The sequence below is a fragment of the Helicobacter sp. genome (assembly GCF_022770205.1).
Lineage (GTDB): Bacteria > Campylobacterota > Campylobacteria > Campylobacterales > Helicobacteraceae > Helicobacter_D.
On sequence record NZ_JALEIK010000022.1, the window covers coordinates 34,263 to 50,533 of the forward strand.

Here is a 16,271-nt window from a genome sequence, read left to right on the forward strand (position 1 = left end):
AACAATAAGGCATAAAATGTCAAAAGCAATACAACCAAGACTAATCTTTGAAAAAGAGAGTTTAGAGGAGAATCTCAATCCGCTTTATTATAAGCAAAGCATTGACAAGGTGGAGTTTCAAACTTTTAAAAATAGCGTTTTAGAATATCTTACACAGATTTATAACCACAAAGATGCAAAGTCTGAATCTTGGCTTGTATCAAATGCTTTGTTACCATTTTTAGAAAATGTAGGTTTTAAAGGCTGCGTTGAAGCGCAATACCACCAAAGCAAACAAAATCAAAATAGCACCATAGATTTAGTTCTTACAAATGAAAATGTAGAAGTGATTTTTGAAGCAAAAAAGCCAGATAATCGCAGTGAAATGTTTAGCGCACAAAACACCACGGCTAAAGCAATGCGTGAAGCCATACTCTACTACATAAGAGAACGCGAAAATGGCAATGTGGATTTAAAGTTTATTATCCTTACTGATTTTTTTAATTTTTATATCTTTAAAGCAATAGAATTTGAAAAACTTTTTTATAAAAATCCTTGTATTAAAAAAATTTATGAGAATAAAAATAAAAAGGGTAGTGTTATTTCTAACAATCAAGATTTTTACGAAGAAATTGAAAAAGCACTTTTTTCTGATGCGTTTTTTCAAGGGATATGCGCAACAAATCTTTTTGATAGATTCCTTTATGGCTTGCATATTGATTTAAGACTTTTTGAAAGCGATTGTGAAAAATATAAAAATATTTTTAAAGTTTTTCATAAAAACTATTTATTTGCTGAATATCGCCCAGATAGTAACCGCATAAATCAAAAGTTTTTTGATGAATTGCTTTTTGTTCTAGGGCTTAAGCAAGATTCTAAAACAAATAAGATAGAAATAGACACAGAACAAAATATTTCTTTTATTAAAATAATCCAAGCAAAATTGACAAAAAAGCCAAGCGATTCCCTAGAGCTTTTTGATAAATCTATGGAGTTACTCATTGTATGGTTAAATAGAATCTTATTCTTAAAACTGATTGAGACAAATCTAAGCCACTTTAATAGTAAAAATGGATTCCAAGCTTTTTTAACAAAGGAGAAAATTAAAGATTTTAAAACTTTGGAGCATTTATTTTTTGAAGTGTTGGCTAAACATTATAAGGAAAGACAAAGGGATAAGGGCTTTAATTATCTCCCCTATCTTAACTCATCTTTGTTTCTTAGAAAAAAATTAGAATCCCATTTCTCCATTAAAGACTTGGATAATTTTGACATAGTGCCTTATAGAAACACCCAAGTGCGTGATATAAACACTCACAAGAAAATCACAGATAAACTTCCATTTTTAGCATATCTTTTTGACTTTTTAAACGCCTTTGACTTTGACAAAGACTTTGAAAAACGAGTGAAGACTAAGCAAGACAAACAAACACAACAAAAGACACAAGAAAAAGACGAAATCACCGATAGTGATAATGCTATGGATTCTAGGATTTTAGGGCTTGTGTTTGAAGAGCTAAATGGCTTTAAAGAAGGTAGCTTTTACACGCCCGGCTTTATCACAGAATATATGTGTAAAGAAGCTTTAGAAAAAATCATTTTAGAGAAGTTTAATAAACTCTTTAGTGCAAATGTGCAGGATTTAGAAAATGCTAGAGAATACTTAAAACTTGAGCTAAAAAGTGGTAACACACAGGCAAGGGATAAACTAAAAGAAGCACTTCTTTCTATAAGGGTTTGTGACCCATCTGTTGGCAGTGGGCATTTCCTAGCCTCAGCTTTAAACTATCTATGCTATTACTTTGATTATTTCACACTTTCTGGGCTAAAAGATGTTAGTTTAAAGATAGAAAACGACACGTTAAAGCAAGGATTCCACTATAAACGCCCAAAAAGCGAGGAAGAGCAAAACCATAAAAACCAAAAAGCCCTTTTTACTCTTAAAAGACAAATCATAGAATCCTGTCTTTTTGGTGTGGATATAAACCCTATTAGCTGTAAAATTGCGCGTTTAAGACTATGGATAGAGTTGCTAAAAAATAGTTATTATATTTTTGAAAATGGCAAATTAGATTCCAACATTCACAAGCTAGAAACCCTACCAAATATTGATATAAATATTAAATGCGGTAACGCCCTTACTTCATATTTGCCAATCTTTGATCCGCTCCTTATAAATATTAAGGAAAAAATCAAGGAATACCAAAGGCTAGAAAGCGATTATTTTAATTGTCGTTACACAAATAGAGATGACCATATAGAAAAGATAAAGAAGGCGAAAAAAGATATCTTGCAAATCCATCTCGCTACAAAATTTAAAGAAGAGTTATTGCAACTGAGTGAAAAGTGTGATGAGTATTCAAAAAATTATGAGAAATATGGAATAGATGAACTCTCAGAACACTATGAGTTTTTAAAAAATAATGTGAGAATCAACGGACTTTTTCCACGAACAAATGAAGTTGATAAAGAAAAAGCCCAACAAGCACTAGAGAATCTCAAAAAAGAACACAATAAAATTTTTAAAACATTTGAATGGCGTATAGAGTTTTCAAAGCTATTAGACACAGGGCTAACGCAAGAACAAATAGTAAGTAATAATAAAAACAAGCAAAAAGGAAATTTCAAAAATCTGCACAAGAATAATCAAAGCGACTTTCTAGGCTTTGATTTAGTCATAGGCAATCCGCCTTATATCCGCCAAGAAGAGATAAAGCACCTAAAACCACAACTTCAAAAAGCCTTTAGAATCTACAAAGGCACAAGCGATATTTACACCTACTTCTACGAGCAAGGACACAAGATTCTAAAACACAATGGAATCTTAAGCTTTATCACAAGCAATAAATACTGCCGAGCAGGATATGGTGAGCCTTTAAGAGAATTTCTACTCAAAAACACAAGCCTGCTTTACTACATAGAGCTAAATGGTATAAAAGTCTTTGACTCTGCCTCTGTGGATACAAGTATCCTAAGCTTTATCAAAGCAAAAAACCAAGATTCTAAACACACTTTCTACTACGCACATCCCAAAGACTACGACACTAAAAGTAAAGCCCCGCTCCAAAGGCACATCACACCAAAACGCCTTTTACAATCTAGCCTAAGTGCAGAAAGCTTCATTTTCCAAGATACTGCCACCGCCGCCCTTAAAGCTAAAATTGAAGCCATCGGCACACCGCTAAAGCGATGGGATATTTCTATATATCGTGGAATCCTAACGGGCTATAACGAAGCCTTTATTATAGATTCTAATAAAAGAGATGAGATTTTACGCAATTGTGATGATACACAAGCCTCTCTCAAGCCCTTTTTGTCATTGCGAAGCGACAAAGTCGGCGTGGCAATCCACAAACACAACGACAAGGGCGAAATTATGCTTACAGAAAGGGAACGCACAGAGCAACTCATTAAGCCTATTTTGCGTGGCAGAGATATTAAGAGATATAGCTATGAGTGGGCGCAATTGTGGATAATCAACACGCACAATGGCTATACTACAAGCGATTCGTCTTTTACGCAATCTTTGCAGGAGCTTCAGCAACCTACAAATCTCACGCAAGATACTAGAATCGCCAAAAACACAGAATCTAAAAAAGTCAAAATCCCACCCATTGATATAAACGACTATCCCGCCCTAAAAGCACATTTAGACACACATTGGGATAAAATCGCCAAAAGAGCTGATAAAGGGATAACACCCTATAACCTTAGAAATTGTGCGTATTTAGAAGAGTTTGCAAAAGAAAAGATTGTGTATAGCGAGATTGTAAAAGAGCCGCAGTTTCACTTAGATAGTGGAGAGTTTAAGTTTGGTAATTTTTACGCAGAAGCGACAAGCTTTATTCTAAGTGGGAATGAAAACCTTACACACTCTTTGCATTATCTTTTGGGCATCTTGCATTCTAAACTTATCACTTATGCTTTTAAGAAATTTTATGCAGGTGGTGGGCTAGGTGAGAGTGGATATAGATATAAAAAGGCGTTTTTAGAGCGACTCCCAATTCCTAAAGTGGATTCTAAAACTGAAGCGGAGTTTATACAAATCGTGCAAGAGATACTAGAATCTAAAAAGCAAGGCAAGAACACAAAAGAGCTAGAATCCAAACTTGATACAATGGTTTTCAAACTCTATCACTTAAGCGATGATGAAATAAAGCTTATAGAATGTGGGGGGGGGGGCAATCATAGCTCTATTGCTTATAGCAAGCATTGATAGCAAACACCTAGAGCTTACAAAACTGCTTGTAGAAAATTTTGAGAAAGAGTTGTGCGAAGCCTTTAGATTCTATGGGGGGCTAAAACTCCCACAAAGGGTGTGTCAAGGGAAGATTCTTTACCCTTGCATTATGGCAAAAGAGCCTTGTTTTGTGTATGAAGAAAAAGGATTTTTTGCTCCAGCTCCAGCAAATCTCATCACAGGGCAGGAGCAGAATATGAAATATCTTACAGGGCTTTTAAATTCTAAGTTTATATATTTTGCAATGCGAAGCTTTTATATGGGCGGTGGGATTGAGGGAGAGTTAAAAACAAATAATTTATTAAATCTCCCTATCCCACAAATCACAAAATCCAATAAGTCCCTGTGCGATGAAGTTGTAAAGCTTGTAGATAAAATCCTAGAATCTAAAGCAAAAGATTCTACAATTGATACAAAAAAGTTGGAATCCAAAATCGATTCTTTAGTCTATAAACTCTACAATCTTACAAACGATGAGATAGAAATAATAGATAAATTAAATTCCATTTAGTAATTTTGCAATCTCTTTTGCGTGATAAGTAATGATAATATCCGCTCCCGCACGCTTAAAGCAAAGCATTGTTTCTATTAATACGCGCTCATAATCAATCAACCCGGCTTTTTGCGCAAATTTTAGCATCGCATATTCTCCGCTTACATTATACACAGCAAGGGGAAGTAAGCTTCTCTCTCTAATATCTCTTACAATATCTAAGTAAGCAAGGGCGGGCTTTACCATTAAAATATCCGCCCCTTGCGCTTCATCTTCTAAGCTTTCAAGGATTGCTTCCCTACGATTTGCAGGGTTTTGTTGGTAACTTTTTCTATCCCCAAAACTTGGCGTGCTTTGTGCCACATCTCTAAAAGGTCCATAATAGCCACTAGCAAATTTTGTAGAATAACTCATTAAGGGAATGTGTAAGAATCCTGCGTCATCTAGTGCTTGGCGCAGTGATAGAATCATTCCATCCATCATTCCACTTGGCGCAATCAAATCCGCACCCGCTTTTGCTAGCACAAGGGCTTGTTGGTTTAGAATCTCTAGTGTTAAATCATTATCTACACTTTGAAGTTTTGGGTTTAAGATTCCACAATGCCCGTGGTCTGTGTATTCACAAAAGCATAAATCCACGCATAAGAGCAAATGCGGAAATTTCTCTTTGATTGCACACAAAGCTTGAGCAATAATGCCTTGCTCACTTAGTGCTTCAGAGCCTATGCTATCTTTAAGAGATGGAATCCCAAAAAGCATTATCGCATTGATCCCCAATTGACTAAGTTTAGCGCATTCTTTTAGCGCATTATCAATGCTCAATTGATACACATCAGGTAGGCTTGCAACAGCGTTTTTAACATTCTCTCCGTGTGTGATAAAAAGAGGATAGATTAAATCTTGCACCCTTAGGCTATTTTCTTCAATGAGATTCCGCACCACGCTATTTAGCCTAACCCTTCTTAAACGCTTAAACATAGGATTCCTTTATTTGTGATTTTGGACAATAACACCTTTGATGATAAAAAGATTTTTATCGCCGCTGTGCGTGTAGTCAAGGGTTAAGCCTTGTGATTCTAGTGTGCTTTTGACAATATAAATTCCAAGTCCAAGCCCACCATTTTTGTTAGACTTTTCATCTTTAAAAAAGGGCTTACAATGGTCTTGCAGCGCGTAAGGAAGTGGTGCTCCAAAATTTAGAATTTCTAAATCATAGCCCTTTATGCGTAACTCTACCTTGCCCTTGCTTTTGTATTTTAGTGCATTATCTAACAAGTTTTTTATCGCTAAAGTTAGCATTTCAAAATCACAGCGCAAAATAGAGTTTTCACTAGGCAAAATAAAAAGCTCTTGGATTTGCGCTTCATCTAAAAGCAACATTGCAAAAGTTTGGTGTAAAATGTCTTTTAATGCGTAATTCTGCTTGTTAAGACAATAATTGCGTGAGCTTAACTCTTCAATTTTTGCAAACTCATTAATTAAAGAATTTAACCGGTCAAACACACTGCATAAGCGTTCTTTATACAAAGAATTATCAATCATTTCTGCTGTGATTCTACCCTTTGTAATAGGCGTCTTTAGCTCGTGCATAATAGAGCGTAAAAACAAGTGGCGGGATTGGTTTAGGGCATTAATTTTCTCCACTGCATTTTCAAATTCTCGCGAAAGCTCTCCGATTTCATCGCTTTGATTAATTTTGCAATTAATATTTGTTTGTCCATTGGCAAATTTTCTTATTTCTTTGCGCAAAGTTTTAAGAGGCAAAATACTTTTAATCACAAGGGCAAATAAAAACACCACCACTAAAAATGCAAAAAATGTGATAAGATAGTAGTTAAAAAGCTTATTTTTGTGTAAATCTCCATAGAGCTTCCACTCTATTGGGGTTTGTAAGAATAAATACACACCATTTTCTTGCTTGATGATTTTTGCAATGATTCCGCTTGTAAGATTTGGCGTTAAATGATTTTCAAATTTTTCTCGAACATCTTCTTCTTGGATTTGCTGTAATCCTAGCTCATAAACATATTTTTCAATCAAATCCACATTGCCACCAAAACGCACAAGTCGGTTGATTGTGGCAAGAAATTGGCTGTATTTGAGTTGGTTTTCTAAGTTTTCTTTATGAATCTCTTCACGGATAAAATAATAAGAAAAAGCACTCAATCCAATAATTGCCGTGATAAATAGGATTGAGATTTTAACAATAATGGAATTTTTAATCATCTTTTAACTGGAGCTTATATCCGATTCCACGCACGGAAAAAATGTATTTTTTACCATTTTTTTCAATCTTAGAGCGCAAACGTCCAATGATAACATCAATGCTTTTGTTGCTAGAATCTGGGCTAATAGAATCTGCGTATGTTGCAATGGCATCACGCGTTAAGGCTTGATTAACATTCTCTAGCATAAAGCATAAAATTTCATATTCTGCTTTAGTCAGCTCTAAAAGTTCATTATTCAAATAAATTTCTCTGCTCCCTTTATCAAGACGGAAAGGAAGTATTGAAATTTCTGTGTAGTCTTGGTTTTTTGCTAAATTATATCTACGAAGGACACTATGGATTCTTGCGATAAGTTCTTTTGGGTCATAAGGTTTTGGAATATAGTCATCAGCACCATATTCAAGCCCTAAGACTCTGTCGTCTATATCGTGTCTTGCAGAAGAGATTATTATTGGGATATGCTTTTCTTTTGCGACTTTCTTGCAAATTTCCAGCCCATCTAAGTTTGGGAGTGTTAGATCTAAAAGAAGGAGGTCAAAATGTCGAGTGTTTATCGCACTCATACCAGTATATGGTTCATCATAATTTGTTACATTTATATCATGAGCTTTCAAATATTCGCTAAGAATGGTCGCAAGCTCTAAATCATCTTCTATCATCAACACTTCTAGCATAGTATTTTCCTAACAAAAAGGAGGATTGGGTATTTTAGGGGGTTAAATAAAAATCTAGGAAAATACCTGCTAGAAAAAATAATATTTTCAAAGAACTTACTCACACTAAGTGTCCTTAAACAAAGGAGGAGTGGATGAAACATATTTCCTAAAAGGAAACCCAAACTTAATTGCTTAAGTTTGTCTCTCAACTCATCCCGTTGAGATATTGGAATTATAAAGAAAAATAGTAAATCAAAAGTAAATAAATAAAATTTTTTCATTTTTAGCTCTTTTTTTCATCAATAATAGCTAAAGTGTATTCTAAAAAATTCAGAATCATATCCACTTTATTTTCTATATTGCGGTTATTTGGCGATTGCAAGCCTTCAAAGAGCACAAGGATTCTCTCTTGTAATGCGTTTAAAAATTTCTCTTCTTCTAAGTAGTGCTTGCTAAGCAATGCTTTTAATTCTTCTGTGTTTTTAAAATCTAGCTTTTCAATTTTGCGCGCATAAGGACTTTGCGTGTTGGTGTTTTTGTCGCTTTGTGCAGTTGGCAATACATCTAAAAGCGCATCGCGCTCAAGTGCAGGGATAGATTCCGTATTTGTGTCAATCTCGGCTAAGGTTTGTAAAATCGCTTCTTTTAATTCCATAATTGCAATAACCACCTTTCAAATTCGTTAAATTCCACGCTACTATCCATTTGGATAAATAAATTTAGCATATCTTCATTTGCCTTGCCATAGTTTTTGCGATTGCTAACTAGGCGTTTTAGTGCGATTTTTGCTTCTGTGTTGCTAGGGTCTTTTTCTAAAATGGTTTTATAAATTTCTGCAGCTTCGTGGCGATGCCCTTGGATTTCATAGATACTAGCGAGTGTTAGAGTTTTCATACCGCACCTTTTAATAAAGTCCATATTCTAGCATAATTTTTGGTATTGTGGCGTTTTTGGAATCTTAAAGCGTTATAATGCGAGCTAAAAATCTTTTCTTAAAGGAATACGATGAAAACTTATGGAAAAAATCATCAAAGCCTAGCGCAAGCAATTTTTAAAGAGGATTTGCCAAAGGTTATTGGAACAAAAGATTGGGTAATTGTGGATATTAGAATGCCCTTAGACTTTATGGAGGGGCATTTGCAAGGGGCGGTTAATCTCACCACACAAGAAGAGCTTCAAACATTTTTAAAAGACAATGCGGATAAAAAGATTTTATTAAATTGTTACAGCGGACACACGGTGTCGTTGCTAGGGAGTGATTTAGTGAGTCGTGGCTATACAAATATTTATTTTTTAGATGAAGAGATTAGCTCTTGCTTGTAAGCTTTGCGCAAATAAAAAGAATGTGATAGGTTAGGGCGTTTTGGAATCTTGTTTCATATTCCTTTAAATGCGCTTTTTTAAGCGTGAAGTTGCGTTTTAGCGCATTAACGCCTGTGTTTTGAAGATGCTTAAAAATTTCTAAAGGGCTGTTAAATCGCAAAATTTGTGTGGATTCAAAGCATTCTAAAATCTCACAATTTTCTAAAAGTATAGGATAATCTTGTAAATCCAAATAATCAAGGCTTAAGCCAAATAACTCTTTTAACTCTTTAAAATTATTTGTCCCAAAAGTGCTAAATAATAAGATTCCATTTGGCTTTAATCTTTGGCTTAAAAGCGGAAGTAAAGTGCGTTGATTGCTCCATTGCAGTGCCGCATTAGAGAGTATGCAGTTAAATTTTAAGCTTGGTAAAAGTGAGTCTAAATGCTCAAAATCCCCTTGCAAAAAGCAAATGTTAGAATCCACAAAATCGCTAGAAAAATCTACTAAATCTAGCGCATAATAATCCTTACACAAAAACGATTCCATAATTTTCTTACTAAAATCTCCGTTACCACAACCAAGCTCCAAGACAGATTCCAAGTGATTTGGTGCGTGTTTTTTTAAAAGGGCAAGCAAAGTTTTTTGCATTCCATTTTGGATATTTGCATTTTGTTTGTAAGTGGCTTTAGCAGTGTGGAATCGCTTTTGTATGGAATCTTTTTGAAGCATTAAAATTTCCAATTAAAAAAGGCAAAATGGGGCGCATTAAGCTCAATAATGTTCGCCCTACCGCTCCAAAATGCGCGCTGTGCTTTAGGGTTACAGATTAAATCCCTTGTTGAAATCAGGGCAAAATCCCAAGCAATTGGCTCTAAAAGCGTGCTATGTTTAGCACAAGTTTCCATAAAAAAGGCAAGCTCATCGCATAAAATGTTGGAATCCAAAAAGCTAAAATTGCGCGTCTTATTTAAATGTTCCCCAAAAAGATTGCTTTTAAATTGCGCAAATGCGAAGTCTTGATGCTTCAAAAATTGCTGATGCGTGCGTCTAAAAAGTGCTAGTGGGATTCCATAGTCGTTTTGGATTCCATATTCTGTGCCATTAATCGCAATGGCTTTGTGGGGCTTAAAATTCTGTATGCTTAGAAAAATGCGCGCAACAAAAACGCCCATAGAAAAGGCAATCAGCGTGATTTTACAATCCTTTGGTAAAGCATTGAAGGATTGTAGGAGTGCGTTAAAATCTAAATGTGTGTAATTATAAAGAAGAAGATAATCCCTAAAAAACGGCTCAAAATGGCTAAAATGTGAAGCAAAACCGCCAAAGATTAAGAAAACTTCTTGTGTGTTGTGATAAGATTTATAAAGTTGCATAGGTGATCTTTTTTAGCACTTTTGCTAAGTTTTCTAAGGCTTTGGATTCCATATTTGCCATCAAAGAAAAGCGCAAAAGAGCTTTATTTGGTGGCACGCTTGGCGTTTTAATCGCTGGAGCAAAATAGCCTTCCCTTGCAAGCATTTTTGAAAAATGCACCGCCCTTGCATTCTCTTTTAACACTAGGCTTATAATGTTGTAATCGCCTAAAACTTCATAGTCTAATTCTTGCTGTAAAAGAGCTTTAAAATCCTTGCTTAAGTTTGCTAAATGTGCCCTTTGTGCTTCTAGCTTAGGAAGTTCTAAAAAAGCAAAAAGCGTGCGTGCAAGATTGATAGGGGGCAAGGCAGTAGAATAAATTAAAGAACGCGCTGAATTTATAAAATAATCCTTAAAAACTCCATTACACAACACGCAAGCCCCCATTGATGATAGAGATTTGCCAAAGGTTAAGATTAAAAAATCAATGTGTTCTAGCAAATCTAAATGCTTACAAAGCCCTAGCCCGTTTTGTCCAAAACTCCCAATGCTATGGGCTTCATCAATGTATAAATGCACATTCTTAAACTCCTTTTTTAACGCCACAAGTTTTTCCAAAGGCGCAAAATCCCCCTCCATACTAAAAAGCCCCTCGCTTAAAATTACAATCGCATCATAATGCTTTGTATTTTTAGCAAGCAAGGATTCTAGGGATTCCATATCATTGTGTAAAAAACGCTTAAAGCTAGGCTTTTTAAAATTTTTTAGCCCATCAATATGGCTTGCGTGGATGGATTTATCGGCGATAAAAAGCACATTTAGGGCATTAAGCGCATTTAGGATTCCAACATTTGCGTGGTAACCGCTATTAAAAAGCAAGGCTTCTTTGTTAAAAAGCATTTTTAAATGCGTCTCTAGTAGGCTATAAATTTCAAAGTTTCCACTAAGCAAGCGCGAAGAAGACGCACTAAAATGGCAATGCTCTTTAAAAAGAGCGGAATCTAAAAAGCGTGCATTAAAATCTGCATTGCTAGATAGCCCTAAATAATCATTGCTTGCAAGATTTAAAAGTGTGGAATTGTGTTTTTGTGGGGTTAGGGAGCGGAAGTTGGAATCCTTTTTTAAGCGTTGTAAATATTCTAGGGCTTTAGATTCCAAAGAATGTTGCATTATGCTTGCTTTAAAAGCGTGGCAAACTCTTTAAAAAGCATAGTTGATTCTAAAGGTCCCGGACTTGCTTCTGGATGGTGTTGAAAAGAGCAAATGAGAGCATTTTTATAACGCACTCCCTCAATCGTGCCATCAAAAAGATTGCGATGGGTAACTTCTGCGATTTCTACAATGGATTCTGGCACAGAGTAATTATGGTTTTGTACGGTGATTTCAATCTTGTTTGTGCGTAAGTTTTTCACAGGGTGGTTTCCGCCGTGGTGTCCAAACTTTAGCTTATAAGTGGGATAGCCTTGCGCAAGGGATAAAAGCTGATGCCCTAAGCAAATCGCAAAAAGTGGAATCTTTGCTTCAATTAAGGCTTTAATCTTAGCAATTTCTTGTGTTAAAACTTGTGGATCTCCTGGTCCATTAGATAAAAAGATTCCATCAAAATCACCTTTTGTAAAGCGTGCAATAAGCTCTTGTGCATTAAAACTATGGGGAATCACTTCTACGCTAAAGCCCGCATTGACAAGCTGATTTAAAATGCTTCGCTTAATTCCAAAGTCAATGGCTAGGATTTTCCTTTGCGTTTTAGGCGTGGAATAATCCATTAAAGAGAAGTCAAAATTCCCATTTGTGTGCTGATAAGGGGCTTTTGTGCTCACTTCTTTAATATAATTTATCTCTTCAATCCTAGGGCTATTTTGTAAAATCTCTTTTAATGCTTCCTTGTCTGTAATTTCTGTGGAAGCTACCATCATCATTGCACCACTCTTACGGAGTGTTTTGGTTAAAAAGCGCGTGTCAATCTCGCAAATCCCCATTGCATTATGGCGTTTAAGAAGTGCGCTTAAACTCTCGCTTGCACGAAAATTTGAATAATTTTCATTATAGTGGCGGCATAAGATTCCTTTTGCAAAAACTCCGCGACTCTCCATATCTTGCGGATTTGTTCCTACAATTCCAATCTCTGGCATTGTAAAGCACACAAATTGTCCTGCATAGCTTGGATCTGTGGTGATTTCTTGGTAGCCTGTAAGAGAAGTATTAAAAACAAGTTCACCCACGCTTGTAATATCCGCACCAAAGGTTTTTGCTTGGAAAAAGATTCCATTTTCTAAGTAAATCCAAGCGTTTTTCAAAGGGGTTTGCATTATAGGAATCCTTTCTTTTTGAGCTCTTCTTGATAAAGCTTATCAAAGATTAAATCATATTCTTCACTGCCAAAGATGATTTTACGCTTATAATTTGCAATGCGTTCTTGCACAATGTCTTCAATCTGATTATACATTTTTGAGTAACCATTAATCGCTTTAAAAATCACATTTACAATGCGTGTTTCAGAAGTGGCAGAGTCAATTAAATCTTCTTCAAAAAGCTCATTTAAAATTTTATGTGCTAAATTGTTATAGCGGTCTTCAAAGCTTAAAATGAAGTTTTCATTCTCTGCAAGCTTTTTCTTAATGCGCCAAAACAATTGGTGTTCATCAACTTGCATAAATTCAATTTCATCTAAATTTTCCTCTAGTAAATCTCTAGCCTTCTCTTCAATGCGTGCTTCTTCTTGGATATTCTCTGCAATGAATTTTTCTGCAACTTTTGCAATGCCTTCAATCCCGTGTAGAATGCTAACAAAGCCACAAGCGGATAAATCTAGTGCTATTTTATTTGCGATATAGGGTGCGTGTGCAAGTCTAAATTTCATAGCATACCTTTTATAATGGAGATAAATTTTTGTGATTTTAGCGTTTTGTCGCTAAAAAATCGCTTTTTGTTAGATTTGTTATAGGATTTTGAAGGTTTGGATTTCTTGCTTTAAAGCAAGCGCATTTTCTCTAAAACTTTGTGTGTTGTTAAAAATCTCAAAATGAGCGATTCTAACTTGTGCATAGTTTTGCAAAAAGGAATCCATTTCTAAATTTTGCTCCCCGCTAATCACTAAACATAAAAGCGCAATCCTACGCGCCTTTAAAGCCTGCAAACTTAATAAAATATGATTAATCCCGCCTAAATAATATCCTCCAACAAGCACGCAAGGGAGTTTAGAAGCCTCTAAATAATCAATCATACACATTTTTAAATCAAGCGGAGTAAAAAGCCCTCCTGCACTCTCAACCAAGAGATTTCGCGCCTGTGGAAGTGGAATTTCTAACCCCCTATAAAAAACCCCCTCCTTTTTCATCGCAATATGCGGGCTTGCAGGCGTTTGCAGGGTGATTCCATTAGGATGGATTTTAGTCTTTGGAGAGAGGGTTTTGATTCTCTCACAATCTTGTGGAATCCCTGCTTGCACAAGCTTAAAATATTCTAAATTAAAAGCATAGCAAAGGGCGGCACTAACAGCAGTTTTCCCCACATCCGTGTGGCTTCCAGCGATGAAAATTTTCACTCAAATTAACCCCATCTTCTCTTTTGCTTGTTTATAAGTTGCACTAGCGATTTTTTGGGCGTTTTGTGCGCCTTCTTCTAAGATTTTATGTAAATATTCTTGCTCTAAAATTAGCCTGTGATACTCTTCACGGATAGGACGCAAGCCCTCAATCACCGCTTCAGCCACACGCTCTTTTAGGATTCCATATCCCTTTCCGCTAAATTCTTTTTCAATGCTATCCCTATCCTGCTTGCAAAAACATTGATAAATTGTTAGTAGATTAAACACGCCAGCACGCTCCTTATCAAAGGCGATGATACCTTCACTATCTGTTGTTGCCTTTTTAATCTTTTTTAAAATCACATCAGGCTCATCAATTAAGGCAATAGAATGGCTTGGTTTATCGCTTGAACTTTTACTCATCTTTTTAGTTGGGTCATCAAGCCCCATAATCCTAGCCCCTTCTTGTATAATCAAAGGTTCAGGCACAACAAAAATCTCTCCATAATCGCGGTTAAAACGCATTGCCGTATCGCGCGCTAGCTCAATATGTTGCTTCTGATCCTCCCCCACAGGCACAAACTTAGCCTTATAAAGCAAAATATCCGCACTCATTAAATTAGGATAGTTAAAAAGCCCTGCAAAAATGCTTTTAGGATTCTTTTGGCTTTTGTCCTTAAATTGCGTCATACGGCTTAAATCACCCATTGGCGTGATACAAGTTAAAAGCCACGCTAAAGAAGTGTGTTCTTGCACTTCTGATTGGATAAACAGCGTAGATTCTTTAGGGCGGATTCCACAAGCAAGGAGCATTGCGCATAAACTATAGGTTTTCTCTCTTAGTATTTTTGGCTCTTGTGGAAGCGTAATTGCGTGAGAATTTACCACACAAAAGATATTTTCATAGGAATCTTGACGCTCTACCCAGTTTTTCACAGCCCCTAAGTAGTTTCCTAAATGTATATTGCCTGTGGGTTGAATGCCTGAAAAGACGCGTGCTTTTTTCATCTCCATAAAATCCTTAAATAAATTTAATGCAAAATTATAACAACTTTAGCATTCATTTTAAGTTTATTTTTTACATTGATTTGGAATAATTACAACTTTGGTATTTTAAAACAAGGAGACATAGAATGTTTGGTAACTTAAAATTAGGCACGAGACTCTCTCTCTTATTGGCTATTATCGTTATTATATGTATGGGTGTGATGACTGCTGTGGTAGTTTCTATTAGCACATCTGTCCAAACTAAAGAAGCAAAAAAACTTTTACAAAATACTTCTTTAAGAGCGGCAAATGCTATCCAAGGCAAATTTAATCAAACTTTTGCATTTGCAGATACTTTGCGAAGCACTATTGAAGCAACACTTAAATCTACGCCTGGCTATGTAATGCGCGAAGGGGATTTAATAGCAACAATTGTAGAAGAAACCCTAGATGCTGATAAGGATTCAGTTTTTATATATCTCTATCTTAAAAATATTAATTCAACACGCAATGGCACTATTCTTCCTAATGGAGATTTTTTACTGATTCTAGGAGACAATGATGTTGAAAATCAAGGAGGGCTTTATCACATTCCTGCCTCAGAGACAATCTTAAACTTTGGAAGTGTGCAAAAGGCTTTACAAACAGGAAAACCAACCATTGGAGAGCCAACAATCCAAAATGTTGATGGACGCAAAGACAGATTAGTTGTTGGACTAAATGTTCCCATTCATGATATTAATGGCAGACCTGTAGGAGCTGTGGGTCTTGTTGTGGATTTAGAAGACATTGGAAATTGGGTAAATAGCCCTATTTTAAATGCTTTTGAAGGGGATTATCGCGTGGTGATGACAGAATCAGGAACAATCGGAACACATCCTAACTCTTCCTTTGTGTCTAAAAACATCTCAGAAATCAATCGTGATACTAAAACCATAGAAACCATTAAAAATGCTTCCTTAAGACACCAAAATGGTGTGTATGATTACAAAACAACAGATGGCAAAGAAGCACTTGTAGGGCTTTCTTCTTTTGGGGTTTATGATGCGGCAAATTGGACTGTGTTGTTTGTCGCTCCTTTAAAATCCATTTTACAGCCCGTACACACTCTTCAATATACAATCATTATTGGCGCGATTGTGTCCATCATAGTGATTCTAGTTTGTGTGTTCTTGTATATCAGAACTGCCGTTATTGGAAGATTACAAGTTGTATCTGGCTTGCTAACAAATTTCTTTAAATATCTTAATCACGAAACAAAAACTCCTCCTAATCTTGTTAAGCCAAAAGCAAATGATGAAATAGGAACTATGACAGCAGCGATTAATCGCAATATTGAAAGTGTGCAGGAAGGGTTAAGGAAAGACTCCCAAGCCATTGCTCAATCAGCAGAAACAGCTAAAGCAGTAGAGGATGGAGATTTAACAGCTAGAATTGTAGAGAATCCTCACAATCCACAATTAATAGAATTAAAAAATGTGCTCAATAATATGTTAGATGTTT

Annotated in this window: 16 protein-coding genes; 4 read left to right on the forward strand and 12 right to left on the reverse strand. The window is 35.7% G+C overall.

Annotated elements, in window-relative coordinates:
- The first annotated feature begins 16 nt into the window (after positions 1-16).
- The gene (locus MRZ19_RS05080; protein ID WP_291030995.1) at positions 17-4,195 is read left to right on the forward strand and encodes an Eco57I restriction-modification methylase domain-containing protein; all 4,179 of its coding nucleotides are present in this window, start codon (positions 17-19) and stop codon (positions 4,193-4,195) included.
- On the forward strand, positions 4,149-4,730 hold the full coding sequence (locus tag MRZ19_RS05085; protein ID WP_291030997.1) for a TaqI-like C-terminal specificity domain-containing protein: 582 nt from the start codon (positions 4,149-4,151) through the stop codon (positions 4,728-4,730). The genes MRZ19_RS05080 and MRZ19_RS05085 overlap by 47 nt, the downstream gene beginning before the upstream one ends.
- Here the strand turns inward: MRZ19_RS05085 and hemB are convergent.
- From hemB to MRZ19_RS05110, 5 genes are all read right to left on the reverse strand, one after another.
- The gene (gene hemB, locus MRZ19_RS05090; RefSeq protein WP_291030999.1) at positions 4,716-5,690 is read right to left on the reverse strand and encodes a porphobilinogen synthase; all 975 of its coding nucleotides are present in this window, start codon (positions 5,688-5,690) and stop codon (positions 4,716-4,718) included. The genes MRZ19_RS05085 and hemB overlap by 15 nt on opposite strands.
- 9 nt (positions 5,691-5,699) lie before the next feature.
- A complete protein-coding gene (locus MRZ19_RS05095) occupies positions 5,700-6,938 on the reverse strand; it encodes an ArsS family sensor histidine kinase (RefSeq protein ID WP_291031001.1) in 1,239 nt (412 codons plus the stop codon).
- A complete protein-coding gene (locus tag MRZ19_RS05100; protein ID WP_291031003.1) occupies positions 6,931-7,614 on the reverse strand; it encodes a response regulator transcription factor in 684 nt (227 codons plus the stop codon). Before MRZ19_RS05100 ends, MRZ19_RS05095 begins: the two co-directional genes overlap by 8 nt.
- A gap of 265 nt (positions 7,615-7,879) precedes the next feature.
- Positions 7,880-8,251 (reverse strand): hypothetical protein, encoded by a 372-nt coding sequence (locus MRZ19_RS05105; RefSeq protein WP_291031004.1) that lies wholly within the window; start codon positions 8,249-8,251, stop codon positions 7,880-7,882.
- On the reverse strand, positions 8,242-8,490 hold the full coding sequence (locus MRZ19_RS05110) for a tetratricopeptide repeat protein (protein WP_291031006.1): 249 nt from the start codon (positions 8,488-8,490) through the stop codon (positions 8,242-8,244). The genes MRZ19_RS05105 and MRZ19_RS05110 overlap by 10 nt, the downstream gene beginning before the upstream one ends.
- A gap of 111 nt (positions 8,491-8,601) precedes the next feature.
- Here MRZ19_RS05110 and MRZ19_RS05115 point away from each other — a divergent pair, with 111 nt between their 5' ends.
- Positions 8,602-8,919 (forward strand): rhodanese-like domain-containing protein, encoded by a 318-nt coding sequence (locus MRZ19_RS05115; RefSeq protein WP_291031008.1) that lies wholly within the window; start codon positions 8,602-8,604, stop codon positions 8,917-8,919.
- Here the strand turns inward: MRZ19_RS05115 and MRZ19_RS05120 are convergent.
- The 7 genes from MRZ19_RS05120 to trpS all read right to left on the reverse strand — a co-directional run bounded on the left by MRZ19_RS05120 (position 8,903) and on the right by trpS (position 14,789).
- Positions 8,903-9,631 carry a methyltransferase domain-containing protein gene (locus MRZ19_RS05120; protein WP_291031010.1) on the reverse strand — a complete coding sequence of 243 codons (729 nt, stop codon included), beginning with the start codon at positions 9,629-9,631 and terminating at the stop codon, positions 8,903-8,905. The genes MRZ19_RS05115 and MRZ19_RS05120 overlap by 17 nt on opposite strands.
- The gene (locus MRZ19_RS05125) at positions 9,631-10,275 is read right to left on the reverse strand and encodes a pimeloyl-ACP methyl esterase BioG family protein (protein ID WP_291031012.1); all 645 of its coding nucleotides are present in this window, start codon (positions 10,273-10,275) and stop codon (positions 9,631-9,633) included. The genes MRZ19_RS05120 and MRZ19_RS05125 overlap by 1 nt, the downstream gene beginning before the upstream one ends.
- Complete coding sequence (locus MRZ19_RS05130) at positions 10,262-11,425, reverse strand: aminotransferase class I/II-fold pyridoxal phosphate-dependent enzyme (RefSeq protein ID WP_291031014.1); 1,164 nt, start codon at positions 11,423-11,425, stop codon at positions 10,262-10,264. The genes MRZ19_RS05125 and MRZ19_RS05130 overlap by 14 nt, the downstream gene beginning before the upstream one ends.
- Positions 11,425-12,564 carry a glutamine-hydrolyzing carbamoyl-phosphate synthase small subunit gene (gene carA, locus MRZ19_RS05135; RefSeq protein ID WP_291031017.1) on the reverse strand — a complete coding sequence of 380 codons (1,140 nt, stop codon included), beginning with the start codon at positions 12,562-12,564 and terminating at the stop codon, positions 11,425-11,427. The genes MRZ19_RS05130 and carA overlap by 1 nt, the downstream gene beginning before the upstream one ends.
- Complete coding sequence (locus MRZ19_RS05140) at positions 12,564-13,115, reverse strand: DUF507 family protein (protein ID WP_291031019.1); 552 nt, start codon at positions 13,113-13,115, stop codon at positions 12,564-12,566. Before MRZ19_RS05140 ends, carA begins: the two co-directional genes overlap by 1 nt.
- Before the next feature lie 78 nt (positions 13,116-13,193).
- Positions 13,194-13,799 carry a dethiobiotin synthase gene (bioD, locus tag MRZ19_RS05145; RefSeq protein WP_291031020.1) on the reverse strand — a complete coding sequence of 202 codons (606 nt, stop codon included), beginning with the start codon at positions 13,797-13,799 and terminating at the stop codon, positions 13,194-13,196.
- Positions 13,800-14,789 carry a tryptophan--tRNA ligase gene (gene trpS, locus MRZ19_RS05150; protein ID WP_291031022.1) on the reverse strand — a complete coding sequence of 330 codons (990 nt, stop codon included), beginning with the start codon at positions 14,787-14,789 and terminating at the stop codon, positions 13,800-13,802.
- Positions 14,790-14,914: 125 nt separating this feature from the next.
- On the opposite strand from trpS, the gene MRZ19_RS05155 reads away from it, so the two are divergent.
- Positions 14,915-16,271, forward strand: a 1,357-nt coding sequence (locus MRZ19_RS05155; RefSeq protein WP_291031024.1) for a cache domain-containing protein, incomplete at its 3' end; no start/stop codon positions are given.